This window comes from Pseudomonas sp. DWRC2-2, from assembly GCF_049897885.1.
Lineage (GTDB): Bacteria > Pseudomonadota > Gammaproteobacteria > Pseudomonadales > Pseudomonadaceae > Aquipseudomonas > Aquipseudomonas azotoformans_A.
Window position 1 is genome coordinate 670443 of record NZ_JAFCXD010000003.1, and the last position, 15222, is coordinate 685664.

General features: G+C 61.3%; 19 protein-coding genes. 11 read left to right on the top strand and 8 right to left on the bottom strand.

From position 1 onward, the window contains the following. Position 1 precedes the first annotated feature (1 nt). The 3 genes from ACP7EW_RS18395 (at position 2) to ACP7EW_RS18405 (ending at position 3206) form a co-directional block, all read left to right on the top strand. On the top strand, positions 2–622 hold the full coding sequence (locus ACP7EW_RS18395; protein WP_061434730.1) for a 2-dehydro-3-deoxy-6-phosphogalactonate aldolase: 621 nt from the start codon (positions 2–4) through the stop codon (positions 620–622). Positions 623–669: 47 nt separating this feature from the next. Then, positions 670–1818 carry a galactonate dehydratase gene (gene dgoD / locus ACP7EW_RS18400; RefSeq protein WP_003170741.1) on the top strand — a complete coding sequence of 383 codons (1149 nt, stop codon included), beginning with the start codon at positions 670–672 and terminating at the stop codon, positions 1816–1818. A gap of 68 nt (positions 1819–1886) precedes the next feature. Further along, positions 1887–3206, top strand: a complete 1320-nt coding sequence (locus ACP7EW_RS18405) for an MFS transporter (RefSeq protein WP_426218761.1) — start codon at positions 1887–1889, stop codon at positions 3204–3206. Here the strand turns inward: ACP7EW_RS18405 and ACP7EW_RS18410 are convergent. From ACP7EW_RS18410 to trpB, 3 genes are all read right to left on the bottom strand, one after another. Continuing rightward, entirely contained in the window at positions 3199–3639 is a 441-nt protein-coding gene (locus ACP7EW_RS18410; protein ID WP_426218764.1) for an anti-virulence regulator CigR family protein, read from the bottom strand. The two genes, ACP7EW_RS18405 and ACP7EW_RS18410, sit on opposite strands and share 8 nt — an antisense overlap. A 136-nt stretch (positions 3640–3775) precedes the next feature. Continuing rightward, a complete protein-coding gene (gene trpA / locus ACP7EW_RS18415; protein WP_016978750.1) occupies positions 3776–4585 on the bottom strand; it encodes a tryptophan synthase subunit alpha in 810 nt (269 codons plus the stop codon). Continuing rightward, positions 4585–5811 carry a tryptophan synthase subunit beta gene (trpB, locus tag ACP7EW_RS18420; protein WP_016978751.1) on the bottom strand — a complete coding sequence of 409 codons (1227 nt, stop codon included), beginning with the start codon at positions 5809–5811 and terminating at the stop codon, positions 4585–4587. Before trpB ends, trpA begins: the two co-directional genes overlap by 1 nt. A 109-nt stretch (positions 5812–5920) precedes the next feature. Here trpB and ACP7EW_RS18425 point away from each other — a divergent pair, with 109 nt between their 5' ends. Further along, positions 5921–6817 (top strand): LysR family transcriptional regulator, encoded by an 897-nt coding sequence (locus ACP7EW_RS18425; protein ID WP_033900427.1) that lies wholly within the window; start codon positions 5921–5923, stop codon positions 6815–6817. On the opposite strand, the gene ACP7EW_RS18430 is transcribed toward ACP7EW_RS18425, so the two are convergent. Then, positions 6814–7140 (bottom strand): DUF883 family protein, encoded by a 327-nt coding sequence (locus tag ACP7EW_RS18430; protein ID WP_003170746.1) that lies wholly within the window; start codon positions 7138–7140, stop codon positions 6814–6816. The genes ACP7EW_RS18425 and ACP7EW_RS18430 overlap by 4 nt on opposite strands. A 156-nt stretch (positions 7141–7296) precedes the next feature. Between ACP7EW_RS18430 and ACP7EW_RS18435 the strand changes: the two genes are divergently transcribed. Then, positions 7297–7512 carry a dodecin gene (locus ACP7EW_RS18435; protein ID WP_007953919.1) on the top strand — a complete coding sequence of 72 codons (216 nt, stop codon included), beginning with the start codon at positions 7297–7299 and terminating at the stop codon, positions 7510–7512. Between the two features lie 115 nt (positions 7513–7627). Then, positions 7628–7855 (top strand): DUF1161 domain-containing protein, encoded by a 228-nt coding sequence (locus ACP7EW_RS18440; protein ID WP_028618619.1) that lies wholly within the window; start codon positions 7628–7630, stop codon positions 7853–7855. 59 nt (positions 7856–7914) lie between these two features. Here the strand turns inward: ACP7EW_RS18440 and ACP7EW_RS18445 are convergent, their stop codons facing one another. Beyond that, entirely contained in the window at positions 7915–8916 is a 1002-nt protein-coding gene (locus ACP7EW_RS18445) for an LLM class flavin-dependent oxidoreductase (protein WP_033900424.1), read from the bottom strand. A gap of 217 nt (positions 8917–9133) precedes the next feature. Between ACP7EW_RS18445 and ACP7EW_RS18450 the strand changes: the two genes are divergently transcribed. Further along, positions 9134–9565 (top strand): OsmC family protein, encoded by a 432-nt coding sequence (locus ACP7EW_RS18450; protein ID WP_038851085.1) that lies wholly within the window; start codon positions 9134–9136, stop codon positions 9563–9565. Positions 9566–9674: 109 nt separating this feature from the next. Then, positions 9675–9914 (top strand): DUF1161 domain-containing protein, encoded by a 240-nt coding sequence (locus ACP7EW_RS18455; RefSeq protein ID WP_016969660.1) that lies wholly within the window; start codon positions 9675–9677, stop codon positions 9912–9914. Here ACP7EW_RS18455 and ACP7EW_RS18460 read toward each other — a convergent pair whose 3' ends face one another. Next, positions 9915–10337: a hypothetical protein gene (locus ACP7EW_RS18460; protein WP_038851088.1), complete on the bottom strand. Its 423-nt coding sequence runs from the start codon at positions 10335–10337 to the stop codon at positions 9915–9917. A gap of 142 nt (positions 10338–10479) precedes the next feature. Between ACP7EW_RS18460 and ACP7EW_RS18465 the strand changes: the two genes are divergently transcribed. Further along, positions 10480–11523 (top strand): aminopeptidase, encoded by a 1044-nt coding sequence (locus ACP7EW_RS18465; RefSeq protein WP_426218767.1) that lies wholly within the window; start codon positions 10480–10482, stop codon positions 11521–11523. A gap of 74 nt (positions 11524–11597) precedes the next feature. On the opposite strand, the gene ACP7EW_RS18470 is transcribed toward ACP7EW_RS18465, so the two are convergent. Beyond that, positions 11598–12257 carry an HAD family hydrolase gene (locus ACP7EW_RS18470; protein ID WP_426218769.1) on the bottom strand — a complete coding sequence of 220 codons (660 nt, stop codon included), beginning with the start codon at positions 12255–12257 and terminating at the stop codon, positions 11598–11600. Continuing rightward, on the bottom strand, positions 12254–12796 hold the full coding sequence (locus tag ACP7EW_RS18475; RefSeq protein ID WP_033900414.1) for a gamma carbonic anhydrase family protein: 543 nt from the start codon (positions 12794–12796) through the stop codon (positions 12254–12256). Before ACP7EW_RS18475 ends, ACP7EW_RS18470 begins: the two co-directional genes overlap by 4 nt. Before the next feature lie 54 nt (positions 12797–12850). On the opposite strand from ACP7EW_RS18475, the gene prlC reads away from it, so the two are divergent. Both prlC and ACP7EW_RS18485 read left to right on the top strand, forming a co-directional pair. Further along, a complete protein-coding gene (prlC, locus tag ACP7EW_RS18480; protein ID WP_426218772.1) occupies positions 12851–14950 on the top strand; it encodes an oligopeptidase A in 2100 nt (699 codons plus the stop codon). Further along, complete coding sequence (locus ACP7EW_RS18485; RefSeq protein ID WP_010207776.1) at positions 14947–15222, top strand: YheV family putative zinc ribbon protein; 276 nt, start codon at positions 14947–14949, stop codon at positions 15220–15222. Before prlC ends, ACP7EW_RS18485 begins: the two co-directional genes overlap by 4 nt.

Below are 15222 nucleotides of genomic sequence, written 5' to 3' on the forward strand. Positions count from 1 at the left end.
CATGCTCAAGCAAGCACTCGCGCAAAACGGTTTGATCGCCATCCTGCGCGGCATTCGCCCGGACGAAGCCCAGGCTGTCGGCCAGGTGCTGTACCAGGCGGGGTTTCGGGTGATCGAAGTCCCGCTGAATTCGCCCGACCCTTACACCAGCATCCGCACCCTGCGCGACAGCTTGCCCGCCGATTGCCTGATCGGTGCCGGCACGGTGTTGACGCCGGAGCAGGTCGAGCAGGTAAAGGCGGCCGGCGGCCAGGTGATCGTCATGCCCCACAGCGATGCCAAGGTGTTGCGTGCTGCGAAAGCCGCAGGCCTGTTTCTGTCGCCGGGCGTGGCCACGCCGACCGAAGCCTTCGCCGCACTGGCCGAAGGCGCCGACGTGTTGAAGCTGTTCCCCGCCGAGCAAATGGGCCCTTCGGTGATCAAGGCGTGGCTGGCGGTATTGCCGGCCGGCACCTTGCTGCTGCCGGTGGGCGGCATCACCCCGGACAACATGCAGGTATTTGTCGATGCCGGCGCCAAAGGCTTCGGGTTGGGTTCCGGGCTGTTCAAACCGGGTATGACTGTGGATCAGGTAGCGAGCCGCGCCCAGGCTTATGTCGCCGCCTGGAAAGCCCTCAGCTGAATCAAGTTTCGCGCCTACCGGCGCCGCATCTATAAGAGAGATAACAGATGAAAATCACGAAATTGACGACCTTTATCGTCCCGCCGCGCTGGTGCTTCCTCAAGGTCGAGACCGACCAGGGTGTGACCGGCTGGGGTGAGCCCGTGGTCGAGGGCCGCGCCCACACCGTGGCAGCGGCTGTCGAAGAACTGTCCGACTACCTGATCGGCAAAGACCCCCGCAATATCGAAGACATCTGGACCGTGCTCTATCGCGGCGGCTTCTACCGCGGCGGCGCGGTGCACATGAGCGCCCTCGCCGGCATCGACCAGGCGCTGTGGGACATCAAGGGCAAGGCCCTCGGTGTGTCGGTCAGCGATCTGCTCGGCGGCCAGGTGCGTGACAAGATCCGCGTGTATTCCTGGATCGGCGGCGATCGCCCGGCCGACACCGCCCGCGCTGCCAAAGAGGCGGTGGCCCGTGGTTTCACGGCGGTGAAGATGAACGGCACCGAAGAACTGCAGTTCGTCGACAGCTTCGAAAAAGTCGACCTGGCCCTGGCCAACGTCGCCGCCGTGCGTGACGCGGTGGGCCCCAACGTCGGCATCGGCGTCGACTTCCATGGCCGGGTGCACAAGCCCATGGCCAAGGTGCTGATGAAGGAACTCGACCCGTACAAGCTGATGTTCATCGAAGAACCGGTGCTCAGCGAAAACTACGAAGCACTGAAAGAGCTGGCGCCGCTGACCAGCACGCCGATTGCCCTGGGCGAGCGCTTGTTCTCGCGTTGGGATTTCAAGCGTGTGCTCAGCGAAGGCTACGTCGACATCATCCAGCCGGATGCGTCCCATGCCGGTGGCATCACCGAAACCCGCAAGATCGCCAACATGGCCGAAGCCTACGACGTGGCCCTGGCCCTGCACTGCCCGCTGGGCCCGATTGCCCTGGCGGCGTGCCTGCAATTGGACGCGGTTTGCTACAACGCGTTTATCCAGGAGCAAAGCCTGGGCATTCACTACAACGAGAGCAACGACCTGCTCGACTACGTGCGCGATCCAGGGGTGTTCGACTATGACCAGGGCTTTGTGAAGATCCCCAACGGGCCGGGCCTGGGCATCGAGATCAACGAAGAATACGTAATCGAACGCGCGGCCATCGGCCACCGCTGGCGCAACCCGATCTGGCGCCACGCCGACGGCAGCTTCGCCGAGTGGTAAGCACCCTGTAGGAGCCGGGCTGCCGGCTCCTGCAAGCCCTCAATAAACATAAGAAGAGGCAACCCCCCATGCACCCTGAATCCTTCACAGGGCAGGCTTCTTTAGTCACGCCTACCCGAAAGCGCTTCTTCATCATGGTGTTGCTGTTTATCACCGTGGTCATCAACTACCTCGACCGCAGTAACCTGTCCATCGCCGCTCCGGCCCTGACCAGCGAACTTGGGATCGACCCGGTGCACGTCGGGCTGATTTTCTCCGCGTTCGGCTGGACCTACGCCGCCATGCAGATCCCCGGTGGCTGGCTGGTAGACCGCGTGCCGCCGCGCATCCTCTACACGGCGGCCCTGCTGTTGTGGTCCATCGCCACGGTCATGCTCGGCTTCGCCGCCAGCTTTATCGCGCTGTTCGTGTTGCGCATGGCGGTGGGCGCGTTGGAAGCGCCGGCCTATCCGATCAACAGCCGCGTGGTCACCACCTGGTTCCCCGAGCGTGAGCGCGCCACGGCAATTGGCGTCTATACCTCCGGGCAGTTTGTCGGGCTGGCATTCCTCACGCCGGTATTGGCCTGGCTGCAGCATGCCTTCGGCTGGCACATGGTGTTTGTCGCGACCGGTGGCGTGGGCATTGTATGGGCGGTGATCTGGTACGCGGTGTACCGCGAGCCGAAGGATTTCAAAAGCGCGAATGCCGCAGAAATCGACCTGATCCGTGAAGGCGGCGGCTTGGTGGATATGCAGGAAAAAGCCGCCAAGGCGCCGTTCAGTTGGGTCGACCTGGGCATTGTGTTGAGCAAGCGCAAGCTGTGGGGCATCTACCTGGGACAGTTCTGCCTCAACTCCACGCTGTGGTTCTTCCTGACGTGGTTCCCGACCTACCTGGTGAAATATCGCGGTATGGACTTCATCAAGTCCGGCCTGCTGGCGTCATTGCCATTCCTGGCGGCGTTTGTCGGCGTGCTGTGTTCGGGGATCTTTTCCGACTGGCTGATTCGTCGCGGCGCGTCGGTTGGGTTCGCGCGCAAGTTGCCGATCATCGGCGGGCTGCTGATCTCCACGGCGATCATCGGTGCCAACTATGTGGACTCGACGGCTTGGGTGATTGCGTTCCTGGCGGTGGCGTTCTTTGGTAATGGGTTGGCGTCGATTACCTGGTCGCTGGTCTCGACCCTGGCACCGGCCCGCCTGTTGGGGCTGACCGGTGGGGTGTTCAACTTCATCGGCAACCTGTCGGCGATTGCCACGCCGATCGTGATTGGCTTTCTGGCCAGTGGCGATTCGTTTGCGCCAGCGATTACCTATATCGCGGTGCTGGCGTTGCTTGGGGCGCTCTCCTACATATTGTTGGTGGGCAAGGTCGAGCGCATCGAGTTGGATGAAAGCCTTAGTTGAGCACACCGTCCAGAATCTCATAGACGATGCCCGTACCCACGGCGATCAACACCACATCCGGCCCCGAACGGCGCCATTCATAGCCGGGATACACTGGCAGGCGCGCCAGCGCCCGGTTATCGAGACGTTCGCCGTAATAGCCCCGCGGCAGCGGCTGGCCCCGCACCAGGCGTACATTCGGCGGTGGCGGTGCGCCACGCGCGAACTGGCCGTGGTTGTCGTGGATGATCTGGCGGACCGGGCCGAAGTCCTGGGGCGGGCCGCCGCGACGGTTGTCCTGCGGGCCGCGATGGTCGTCGCCGCGTTGTTCGTGCTGGCCTTGTGGGCCGCCACGGTCAGAGCCGCCCTGGTCATAAGGCGCAGCCTGCACCAGGGCGCTGGCGCCAAGCACCAGCACGGCAAGGCCGGCAATCACGGTTTTGGGCATTTTCATCGGGTATTCCTCAGGGCACGCAAACAAAAAAGGGATTTCGAACGAGGTTCGAAATCCCTTGGTCTTGCTGTTTAGGCCATGCCCGGGCGGGTTGATTCCTCTGTATCAGGAACTTTACCTACTGCTTACGGGGCCCTTACTTACGAGCGTTACGCACGCCTTCCGACAATGCCGCACACAGGCTCAGCACACCGTCGATGGCTTGCTGGTCATTCTTGGCGTTGGCGATGTGGTCGATCAGCGCCGAACCTACGACCACACCATCAGCCAAGCGGGCGATGGCCGCCGCTTGTTCCGGCGTGCGGATACCAAAACCGATGCTGATCGGCAGGTCGGTATGGCGACGCAGGCGGGTCACGGCTTCTTCGACGTGCTCCAGGGTCGCGGCGCCAGCACCGGTCACACCGGCCACCGACACGTAGTACACAAAGCCGGAGCTGCCATTCAGAACCGTCGGCAGGCGCACATCATCGGTGGTTGGCGTGGTCAGGCGGATAAAGTCGATGCCTGCGGCCTGGGCCGGGTCGCACAGTTCGCCGTTATGTTCAGGTGGCATGTCGACCACGATCAAGCCGTCCACGCCGGCTTCCTTGGCGTCGGCGATGAACTGCGGCACGCCGTATTTGTGGATCGGGTTGAAGTAGCCCATCAACACCAGCGGCGTGTCGTTGTTGTCCTGGCGGAACTCGCGGACCATCTGTAGGGTTTTCACCAGGTTTTGCTTGGCGTTCAACGCACGGATGTTGGCCAGTTGAATGGCCGGGCCGTCGGCCATCGGGTCGGTGAAGGGCATGCCCAACTCGATCACGTCGGCGCCGGCGGCTGGCAAGCCTTTGAGGATCGCCAGCGAGGTGTCGTAGCCAGGGTCGCCAGCGGTAACGAAGGTCACCAGGGCGGCGCGATTCTGTTCTTTAAGCTGGGCGAAGCGGGTTTGCAGGCGGCTCATCAGTGTTTCTCCTGCTGAGAAGTTTCCATGTGGTGCATCACGGTCTGCATGTCTTTGTCGCCACGGCCGGACAGATTGACCACCATCAGGTGATCCTTCGGCAGGGTCGGCGCGCGTTTGAACACTTCGGCCAGGGCGTGGGCGCTTTCCAGGGCAGGAATGATCCCTTCCAGGCGGCAGCATTTGTGGAAGGCGTCGAGGGCTTCATCGTCGGTCACCGAGGTGTACTGGACGCGACCGATGTCGTGCAACCACGCGTGTTCCGGGCCGATGCCGGGGTAATCCAGCCCTGCGGAGATCGAGTGGGCGTCGATGATCTGGCCGTCGTCGTCCTGCAACAGGAAGGTGCGGTTGCCGTGCAGCACGCCCGGTACGCCACCGTTGAGGCTGGCGGCGTGTTTGCCGGTTTCGATGCCGTGGCCGGCCGCTTCAACGCCGATGATCTCGACGCTGGTGTCGTCCAGGAACGGGTGGAACAGGCCCATGGCATTGGAACCGCCGCCGATGCACGCCACCAGGCTGTCCGGCAGGCGGCCTTCCTGGGCTTGCAACTGGTCGCGGGTTTCCTTGCCGATCACGGCCTGGAAGTCGCGCACCATTGCAGGGTAAGGGTGCGGGCCGGCCACGGTGCCGATCAGGTAGAAGGTGCTGTCGACGTTGGTCACCCAGTCACGCAGGGCTTCGTTCATCGCGTCTTTCAGGGTGCCGGTGCCGGCCACCACTGGGATCACTTCGGCGCCCAGCAGCTTCATGCGGAACACGTTGGCTTGCTGGCGCTCGATGTCAGTGGTGCCCATGTAGATCACGCATTGCAGGCCGAAGCGTGCGGCCACGGTGGCAGTGGCCACGCCGTGCATGCCGGCGCCGGTCTCGGCGATGATGCGTTTTTTACCCATGCGCCGTGCCAGCAGGATCTGGCCGATGCAGTTGTTGATCTTGTGCGCGCCGGTGTGGTTCAGCTCTTCGCGCTTGAGGTAGATCTTGGCGCCGCCGCAGAATTCGGTCAGGCGTTCGGCGAAGTACAGCGGGCTTGGACGACCGACGTAGTCACGCTGGAAGTAGGCCAATTCCTCTTTGAATGCCGGATCTTCCTTGGCCGCTTCGTATTCGCGGGCCAGGTCGAGGATCAACGGCATCAGGGTTTCAGCGACGTAGCGGCCGCCGAACGCGCCGAACAGGCCGTTGGCGTCTGGGCCGTTGCGTAGATCGGTCTGGGACTGAGTCATGGGACGCTCCAGGAAAAAGGGGGGTGGGAAGCAATGAGGGCCACTCTACCCCTGACGTTCTACGCTGAAAACCGATAAGATCGCCGCAACCTATCAGGAAAACTCACAGATGAGCCGAGACCTTCCGCCCCTCAACGCCTTGCGTGCCTTTGAAGCGACTGCGCGCTTGAACAGCGTCAGTCAGGCCGCCGAGCAATTGCATGTGACCCACGGTGCTGTCAGCCGCCAGTTGAAGGTGCTGGAGGAGCATTTGGGGATCAGCCTGTTCGTCAAGGAAGGTCGCGGCCTTAAACTCACAGATGCGGGCGTTCGGCTGCGGGATGCCAGCGCCGAGGCCTTCGAGCGATTGAGGGATGTGTGTGCCGAGCTGACCCAGGCCAGTGCCGACGCGCCTTTCGTGCTCGGCTGTTCGGGCAGCCTGCTGGCGCGCTGGTTGATCCCGCGCCTGGGCCGCTTGAACGCCGACTTGCCGGACCTGCGCCTGCACCTGTCGGCGGGTGATGGGGATCTGGACCCGCGCCGCCCAGGCTTGGACGCACTGTTGGTGTTCGCTGAGCCGCCATGGCCGGCGGATATGCAGGTGTATGAGCTGGCCAGTGAACGCATCGGCCCGGTGATGAGCCCGCGCTTTGCCGGCTATGAACGTTTGCGCGAGGCACCCGCCGAGGCCTTATGTGGTGAAAAGCTGTTGCACACCACGTCACGCCCGCAAGCCTGGCCCAGTTGGGCTGCGCAGCACGGCATTGAGCCCGGCGCGTTGAAACACGGCCAGGGGTTTGAGCATTTGTATTATTTACTGGAGGCGGCAGTGGCAGGATTGGGTGTAGCCATCGCCCCGCAGCCGCTGGTGGCCGAGGACTTGCGTGCGGGTCGCCTGGTGGCGCCGTGGGGTTTCAGTGAAACCCCGGCGCACCTGGCGCTGTGGCTGCCCAAGCGCGCCGCCGATGGGCGCGCCGGGCAACTGGCGCAGTGGCTCAAGGCTGAGCTACGGCGCGAACCGGTTTAGTCGCCGCGTTTGCACAGCAGATAAGCAGCGAGCAGGCCCAGTGCACCGACGGCGACGCCGGCTGTGGTCCATGGGTGCTCTTGTGCGTAGTCCCGGGTCGCAACACCGGTTTCGCGGATTTTGACTTTGCTTTCTTCGTAGGCATCGCTGATCAGGTGGCGGGAGTGCTTGAGGGCATTCTCGGCATTGCTTTTCAGGGCCTTCAAGGTTTTGCGCGACTCGTCGGATGCATCGTCCTTGAGGCTTTCCAAAGACTTGAGCAGGCTCGAAATCTCGGCTTCCATGCTTTCCAGCGACGCTTTGCGTAAAGAAGTGTTGGCCATGTGGACTCTCCTGAAGTGATTGAGTGGCGTGTGTAGATACCGACTGCGGCCGTTTCAGAAAGTGCAGTAAATCTGAACTTTCGGGTACGAACAGTCGCCAGAAGCAGTACGAACATTGACTGCTACGCTTGCTTAACGACCCTTAGGAGAACTGCCATGAGTGATCATCACACTTACAAGAAAGTCGAACTGGTGGGCTCGTCCACCTCCAGCATCGAAGACGCCATCAACAATGCGCTGGCCGAGGCCAACAAGAGCATCAAGCATCTGGAATGGTTCGAGGTGACTGAAACCCGTGGTCACATCAAGGACGGCAAGGCCGCGCACTTCCAGGTCACCCTCAAGGTGGGGTTCCGAATTGCCAGTAGTTGATCGCGTCGGTTGAACTTGCTGACTGGCCGATTGCCATAACCTGCGCTACAACCAATGGGTGCCGATGCCACAAGCGTCGGCACGCTCTTTTCGATCAGCGCAAGGAAAGTAACGGATGAAGAAGTTCCTGTTAGCGGTAGGTTTGTTGAGCATTGCAGGCACGGCCCTGGCGGCGGGCAAGCCTTGTGAAGAGCTCAAAAGCGAAATTGCAGCGAAAATCGACGCCAAGGGCGCTTCGGGTTATTCGCTGGAAGTGGTGGATAAAGGCGCTGCGCCGAGCGATCACACAGTGGTCGGCACCTGCGAGGGTGGCACCAAGGAAATTGCCTACAAGCGCGGTTAATCCCGTGTTGCAGACATAAAAAACCGACGCGCTGCGTCGGTTTTTTTCGTCTGAAGGTTTTAGCCCTTCATCACCTGCGCCAGCAGTTCGTAGGAATGAATCCGGTCGGCATGTTCGTACAGGTCGCTGGTGAAAATCAGCTCATCGGCACCGGTCTGCTCGATCAATACCTCCAGCTTGGCGCGGATCTTCGCCGGGCCGCCGACCATTGCCAGGCCCAGGAAGCTGCCGACCGCGTCTTTTTCATGGGGCAACCACAGGCCGTCCATGGTTTTTACGGGTGGGCGCTGCACCAGGCTTTGCCCCCGCATCAGCGCAAGGATGCGTTGGTAGACGGAGGTAGCCAGGTAGTCCGCTTGCTCGTCGGTATCTGCCGCGACCAGGGGAATGCCGAGCATCACGTAGGGTTTATCCAGCACGGCTGACGGTTTGAAGTGATTGCGGTACACGCGAATCGCCTCATGCATCAGGCGGGGTGCGAAATGCGAGGCGAAGGCGTAGGGCAAACCGCGTTCGCCTGCCAGCTGTGCACTGAACAAGCTGGAGCCGAGCAGCCACACCGGTACGTTGGTACCAGTACCCGGCACGGCGATGATTCGTTGGTCGGGAGTGCGTGGGCCCAGGTAGGCCATCAGCTCAGCCACGTCTTCCGGGAACTCATCCGCGCTGCCGGAGCGTTCACGGCGCAGGGCGCGGGCGGTCATCTGGTCGGAGCCGGGTGCGCGGCCCAGGCCCAGGTCGATACGGCCGGGGTAGAGGCTTTCCAGGGTGCCGAACTGTTCGGCGATCACCAGCGGCGCGTGGTTGGGCAGCATTACACCGCCGGAACCGACGCGAATGGTCGAGGTACCACCGGCCAGGTAGCCCAGCAGCACCGAAGTGGCCGAACTGGCGATACCGTCCATATTGTGGTGCTCGGCCACCCAGAAACGGTTGTAGCCAAACTTTTCCACGTGCTGGGCCAGGTCCAGCGAATTGCGCAGCGACTGCGCGATGCTGCCATTGGCGCGAACGGGCACCAAGTCGAGGGTCGAGAACTTTACGTCGGACAGCGATTTCATAAGCCTGCTTCTCCAAGGGGGCCGCAGGCTTTTTAGGCGAACTAAAACCTGCCGCTTCATGTGCATGTCTATGCAATGAGGGCATATACCCGAGATTCAATAGCGACTCAGGAAATTTCCTACTTGATTGCTAGGTTTCTCTCACAAGATGAACTTTGCCAGTCCGACTATCCTCAGAACCCTTACTGACGCAAAACCACCGTTCGAGGAGACCGCTATGAGTATCGTGAAAAAAGCATCCGCGCATTGGGAAGGTGACCTGAAGACAGGCCTGGGGTCCATTTCCACGGAAACCGGCGTGCTACGTGAAGCGCCCTACGGCTTCAAGGCGCGTTTCGAGGGTGGCAAGGGCACCAACCCCGAAGAACTGATCGGAGCGGCCCACGCCGGCTGTTTCTCCATGGCCTTTTCCATGATTCTCGGCGATGCCGGGCTCAAGGCCGACAGCATCGACACCCAGGCCGAAGTGACCCTGGACCAGGTCGACGGTGGTTTTGCGATCACCGCCGTGCACTTGATCCTCAAGGCCAAGATTCCCGGCGCAAGCCAGGCGCAGTTCGATGAATTGAGCAAAAAAGCCAAGGAAGGGTGCCCGGTGTCCAAGGTGCTGAATGCGAAAATCAGCCTGGATGCCACGCTGGTCGGCTAAGCCTTCTACTTCAGGAGCGAGCAGGCTCGCTCCTGAAGCCTCAAATATGATCGAATAGCCTGCAGCCTAAGCGCACATCCGTGCGCAGTGCATTCAGGGAGCTTCACACATGAAACGTTTTGCCTTGGCAATCATCTGCGGTGTATTGGCCACTTCGGCCGTGGCCGCGCCAAAAGATTGTGAAGAGCTCAGGAAAGAGATTGAAGTGAAGATCCAGGCCAAGGCGATTCCTTCGTACACCCTGGAAATTATCACCGCCGAAGAAGCCAAGAATCACGACAGTGCGATGATTGTCGGTTCGTGCGAAAACGGCACCAAGCGCATCATCTACCAGAAAAACAACGACTGATCAGATGCAGTTGACGCTGCGTTCCTCCGCGAGCAACTGACGCGCCGAGTCATACAGCCGGATATTCGGCGTGAAGGCCAACGAGCGCCCTTCCAGCACATAACGCTGGCCGGCCTGGAAGTGGTCATATTCCAGGGTCATGAAGCAGGTGCGATACATCATCTGGCTGAGCCCACCCAAACCGCCGCCGGCCGGGACTTCAAAGTCGAAGCGCACCATCAGTTCGTGATGGCCGGGCGGGAATTGGAAGTAACGCCCATCCTCCAGGTTCTTGCCATCCAGGCGCTGCGCCATCACCAGCTTGGAACCCGGTGTCGGCGTGGTGAAGTCGACCCAGGCTTGTTGCGGATCCGCCGGTGGCACGGGCGTGGTGGTGCAGGCACCGAGGAACAGGGCGGCAACGGGAAGCAAGAGCTGGCGCATGGCAGGCACTCAATGGGAAGGAAGTGGTGAGCCTGGCGCCGATGGCAGCAGACTCCCTGTGAGTATAAACACGTCATGCCATGGAAAAATTCCGCACAGGCACGATAGTCTGGCGAGCAAATTACCCAGGAGCGGTCGGGGCATGGTCAGGCGTTTTCTTCCAGGGGTGATGGTCTTGCTGCTCAGCGGCTGCTCCAGCGTGAGTTATTACAGCCAGTTGGCCAGCGGCCAATGGCAATTGCTGCGGGCCCGAGAGTCGGTGGAGCAGGTCTTGGCCGACCCGTCCCGCCCACCGCTGTTGCGCGAACACCTGGCGCAATCACAAAAAGCACGCACGTTCGCCAGTGAGCGTTTGCACCTGCCAGACAACCAGAGCTACAGGTTGTATGCCGATATCGGTCGGCCCTATGTGGTCTGGAATGTCTTTGCCACGCAGGAATTTTCCCTGTCCCCCGAAACCCATTGCTTCCCCATTGCCGGTTGTGTGGCCTATCGCGGCTACTACAACCAAGGCGCGGCGCGCGGTGAGGCGGCGTTGTTGAAGCAGCGCGGCATGGATGTGACGATCGGTGGCGTCGAGGCCTATTCCACCTTGGGTTGGTTCAATGACCCGATCATGAATTCGATGATGAACTGGGGCGATGAGCGTCTGGCCACGTTGATTTTCCATGAGCTGGCGCACCAACGTTTCTATGTGAAGGACGACACTGAGTTCAACGAGTCGTTTGCCAATTTCGTCGAGCAAGAAGGCACGCGGCAATGGCGTGCTGCGCGGGGGTTGCCGCCGCAGAACCTGTCGACGTCGAAGCAGCGTGACCAGTTTATCCAACTGGTCCTCGACACCCGGCAACGCTTGGAAAAACTCTATGCCCAACCGTTGGCGGCTGATGCGATGCGCCAGGCCAAGGCGGCTGAGTTCGAGCGTTTGCGCAGCGAGTACCGGCAACTGCGCGACAGCCAATGGGGCGGGGATAAACGTTATGACGCGTGGATCAACCAGCCGATGAACAACGCGCGGTTGTTGCCGTTCGGGCTGTATGACCAGTGGGTGCCGGCGTTTGCGGCGTTGTTTGCGCGGGAAGGTGGGGATTGGGTGAGGTTTTATAAGGCGGTGGAGAAGATTGGTGGGATGCCGATTGACCAGCGCAAAGCAGCGTTGAGGCAGTTGCAAGATGATGGCCTTTAGGGCCTCTTCGCGAGCAAGCCCGCTACCGAATAAATGCGGTCGATGTGGGAGCGGGCTTGCTCGCGAAGGCGGTCTCAAGGCCGCTGTAGGAACGCCTGATGCATCTCACCCAATGTTTCAAAATGCCAAGTCGGCGCCTCGGCATGCAGCTCTTCGAAACTGCCAAACCCATACCCCACCGCTGCCGAATCCAACCCGTTGCTGCGCGCGCCGATCAGGTCATGCTTGCGGTCACCAATCATCAGGGTGGTGGCCGGGTCCAGGCCTTCCTCGCTCATCAAGTGGGCGATCAGTTCGACCTTGTTGGTGCGCGTACCGTCCAGTTCGCTGCCGTAGATCACCTTGAAGTGCTTGGCGAAATCGAAGTGCCGCGCGATCTCGCGGGCGAATACCCAAGGCTTGGAGGTGGCGACGTAGAGCTGACGCCCCTGGCCGCTCAAGTCCTCCAGCAACGGCATCACGCCGTCGAACACGCGGTTCTCATACAAGCCGGTCACCTTGAAGCGCTCGCGGTAGAAATTCACCGCCTCCCAGGCCTTGGCTTCGTCAAAACCGTAGAACTGCATGAACGCTTGCAGCAACGGCGGGCCGATGAAGTGCTCCAGCTTGGTCAGGTCCGGCTCGTCGATGCCCAGTTTGCCGAGGGCATACTGGATCGAGCGGGTAATGCCTTCGCGCGGGTCAGTGAGGGTGCCGTCCAGGTCGAACAGCACGGTTTGATAATGCAGGGTCATCGGTCGAATCCTTCAGCCAGGTGCAGGTCTTTGAGCTTCACGTAGTTCGCGGCGCTGTAGGTGAAAAAGGCGCGCTCCTTGTCAGTCAGCGGGCGGACTTGTTTAACCGGGCTGCCCACGTACAGGAACCCGCTTTCGAGTTTCTTGCCGGGCGGCACCAGGCTGCCGGCGCCGATGATCACGTCGTCTTCCACCACCGCGCCGTCCATGACGATGCTGCCCATGCCGATCAGGATGCGGCTGCCCACGGTGCAGCCATGCAGCATGACTTTGTGGGCGATGGTCACGTCGTCGCCGATCAGCAACGGGAAGCCCTCCGGATTGAAGGGCCCTGCGTGGGTGATGTGCAGCACGCAGCCATCCTGCACGCTGGTGCGCGCACCGATGCGGATGCGGTGCATGTCGCCGCGGATCACGGTCAGCGGCCAGACCGAGCTGTCGGCGCCGATTTCGACATCGCCGATCACCACCGCCGAAATATCGACAAAAGCCCCGGCGCCCAGGGCCGGCGTGTGGTTCTGATAGGTGCGAAGGGTCACGATAGCCTCTCTCTCTTCTGCTGATAGCTGCGGTGGGCGTTGATTGTAATTAAGATGGCCCCATCTTTGTTCTTACATGTTTCTTCAGCCAAGGTGCCAACCGTGAGCGCGAACAACCCGCTTCTGCAGTCCTACGACCTGCCGCCGTTCTGGGCGATCCGTGCCGAGCACGTCCAGCCGGCCATCGAACAGATCCTCGCCGACAACCGTGTCGCCATCGAAGGCATCCTGCAAAGTCAGGGGGAAAATCCGACGTGGGCCGGTCTGGTCCTGGCCATGGACGAACTGAATGACCGCCTGGGCGCCGCCTGGAGCCCGGTCAGCCACCTCAACGCCGTGTGCAACAGCGCCGAACTGCGCGAAGCCTACGAAGGCTGCCTGCCGGCGTTGAGCGCCTACTCCACCGAGATGGGCCAGAACCGTGCACTGTTCCAGGCCTTCGAAGCCCTGGCCAACAGCCCGGAAGCCGCCGGTTTCGACGTGGCGCAAAAAACCATCCTGGAACACTCCCTGCGTGACTTCCGTCTGTCGGGTATCGATCTGCCGCCGGAGCAGCAAAAACGCTACGCCGAAGTGCAGAGCAAGCTATCCGAGCTGGGCAGCAAATTTTCCAACCAATTGCTGGATGCCACCCAGGCCTGGACCAAACACGTCACCGACGAAGCCACCCTCGCCGGCCTGACCGATTCGGCCAAGGCGCAAATGGCCGCCGCCGCCCAGGCCAAAAGCCTCGACGGCTGGTTGATCACCCTGGAATTCCCAAGCTACTACGCGGTGATGACCTACGCTCAGGACCGCGCCCTGCGTGAAGAAGTCTACGCGGCCTACTGCACCCGTGCGTCGGACCAAGGCCCGAATGCCGGTCAGAACGATAACGGCCCGGTGATGGAACAGATCCTCGACCTGCGTCAGGAGCTGGCCAAGCTGTTGGGCTACGCCTCCTTCTCCGAACTGAGCCTGGCCACCAAAATGGCCGAGTCCAGCGACCAGGTGTTAAGCTTCCTGCGCGACCTGGCCAAGCGCAGCAAACCGTTTGCCGCCCAGGACCTGCAACAGCTCAAGGCCTACGCCGCCGAACAAGGCTGCGCCGATCTGCAAAGCTGGGACAGCGGTTTCTACGGCGAAAAACTTCGCGAGCAGCGCTACAGCGTGTCCCAGGAGGCCCTGCGCGCCTACTTCCCGATCGACAAAGTGTTGAGCGGCCTGTTTGCCATCGTGCAACGCCTGTATGGCATCGAGATCGCCGAGCAAAAAGGCTTCGACACCTGGCACCCGGATGTCCGCCTGTTTGAAATCAAGGAAAACGGCCAGCACGTCGGCCGCTTCTTCTTCGACTTGTACGCCCGCGCCAACAAGCGTGGCGGCGCCTGGATGGACGGCGCGCGCGACCGTCGCCGCAAAATCGACGGCGTACTGCAAAGCCCGGTGGCCAACCTGGTGTGCAACTTCACCCCTGCCGACAGCGGCAAGCCTGCCCTGCTGACTCACGATGAAGTCACCACGCTGTTCCACGAATTTGGCCACGGCCTGCATCACCTGCTGACCCGCGTTGAACATGCAGGCGTGTCCGGCATCAATGGCGTGGCCTGGGATGCGGTGGAGTTGCCGAGCCAGTTCATGGAGAACTGGTGCTGGGAGCCGGAAGGCCTGGCGTTGATTTCTGGTCACTACGAGAGCGGCGAACCACTGCCACAGGACCTGCTGGAAAAAATGCTCGCGGCCAAGAACTTCCAATCCGGCTTGATGATGGTGCGTCAGCTGGAGTTCTCGCTGTTCGACTTCGAACTGCATGCCACCCACGGTGATGGCCGCAGCGTGGCCCAGGTGCTCGAAGGCGTACGCGATGAGGTGTCGGTGATGCGTCCGCCGGCCTACAACCGCTTCCCCAACAGTTTTGCGCACATCTTCGCAGGCGGTTACGCGGCGGGTTACTACAGCTACAAGTGGGCTGAAGTGTTGTCGGCGGATGCCTTCTCCAAGTTTGAAGAAGAGGGCGTGCTCAATGCCGAAACCGGCCGCGCCTTCCGCGAAGCGATCCTGGCGCGTGGCGGTTCTCAGGAACCGATGGTGCTGTTCGTCGACTTCCGCGGACGTGCGCCGTCGATTGACGCACTCTTGCGCCACAGCGGCCTGAGTGAGGACGCGGCAGCATGAGTGAAGGGCCTGTGATTACCAAAAAGCAATTTATCGCCGGGGCGGTCTGCCCAGCGTGCAGCGAGCCGGACAAGTTGAAGATGTGGACCGAAGACAACGTGCCCCATCGCGAGTGCGTGGCTTGCGGCTATACCGACACGCTGAACGACCAGGGGCTGTCGGTGCCCAAGGAATTGGGCACGCGGGTGAATACGTCTGCGTTGAAAGCCCCAGCGGACCCCAAGGTGCAGGCGGTGCAGTTCTTTCCTAATCCGAAGCTGAAAAAAGACTGA

Coding starts and splice junctions, on each gene's coding strand:
- ACP7EW_RS18430 (WP_003170746.1), bottom strand. CDS start 7,140: ATGGCCAACACTTCTTTACGCAAAGCGTCGCTGGAAAGCATGGAAGCC.
- ACP7EW_RS18405 (WP_426218761.1), top strand. CDS start 1,887: ATGCACCCTGAATCCTTCACAGGGCAGGCTTCTTTAGTCACGCCTACC.
- ACP7EW_RS18460 (WP_038851088.1), bottom strand. CDS start 10,337: ATGCGCCAGCTCTTGCTTCCCGTTGCCGCCCTGTTCCTCGGTGCCTGC.
- ACP7EW_RS18395 (WP_061434730.1), top strand. CDS start 2: ATGCTCAAGCAAGCACTCGCGCAAAACGGTTTGATCGCCATCCTGCGC.
- ACP7EW_RS18445 (WP_033900424.1), bottom strand. CDS start 8,916: ATGAAATCGCTGTCCGACGTAAAGTTCTCGACCCTCGACTTGGTGCCC.
- ACP7EW_RS18470 (WP_426218769.1), bottom strand. CDS start 12,257: ATGACCCTGCATTATCAAACCGTGCTGTTCGACCTGGACGGCACCCTC.
- trpA (WP_016978750.1), bottom strand. CDS start 4,585: ATGAGCCGCCTGCAAACCCGCTTCGCCCAGCTTAAAGAACAGAATCGC.
- ACP7EW_RS18440 (WP_028618619.1), top strand. CDS start 7,628: ATGAAGAAGTTCCTGTTAGCGGTAGGTTTGTTGAGCATTGCAGGCACG.
- ACP7EW_RS18450 (WP_038851085.1), top strand. CDS start 9,134: ATGAGTATCGTGAAAAAAGCATCCGCGCATTGGGAAGGTGACCTGAAG.
- ACP7EW_RS18465 (WP_426218767.1), top strand. CDS start 10,480: ATGGTCAGGCGTTTTCTTCCAGGGGTGATGGTCTTGCTGCTCAGCGGC.
- dgoD (WP_003170741.1), top strand. CDS start 670: ATGAAAATCACGAAATTGACGACCTTTATCGTCCCGCCGCGCTGGTGC.
- trpB (WP_016978751.1), bottom strand. CDS start 5,811: ATGACTCAGTCCCAGACCGATCTACGCAACGGCCCAGACGCCAACGGC.
- ACP7EW_RS18485 (WP_010207776.1), top strand. CDS start 14,947: ATGAGTGAAGGGCCTGTGATTACCAAAAAGCAATTTATCGCCGGGGCG.
- ACP7EW_RS18455 (WP_016969660.1), top strand. CDS start 9,675: ATGAAACGTTTTGCCTTGGCAATCATCTGCGGTGTATTGGCCACTTCG.
- ACP7EW_RS18435 (WP_007953919.1), top strand. CDS start 7,297: ATGAGTGATCATCACACTTACAAGAAAGTCGAACTGGTGGGCTCGTCC.
- ACP7EW_RS18425 (WP_033900427.1), top strand. CDS start 5,921: ATGAGCCGAGACCTTCCGCCCCTCAACGCCTTGCGTGCCTTTGAAGCG.
- ACP7EW_RS18410 (WP_426218764.1), bottom strand. CDS start 3,639: ATGAAAATGCCCAAAACCGTGATTGCCGGCCTTGCCGTGCTGGTGCTT.
- prlC (WP_426218772.1), top strand. CDS start 12,851: ATGGCCCCATCTTTGTTCTTACATGTTTCTTCAGCCAAGGTGCCAACC.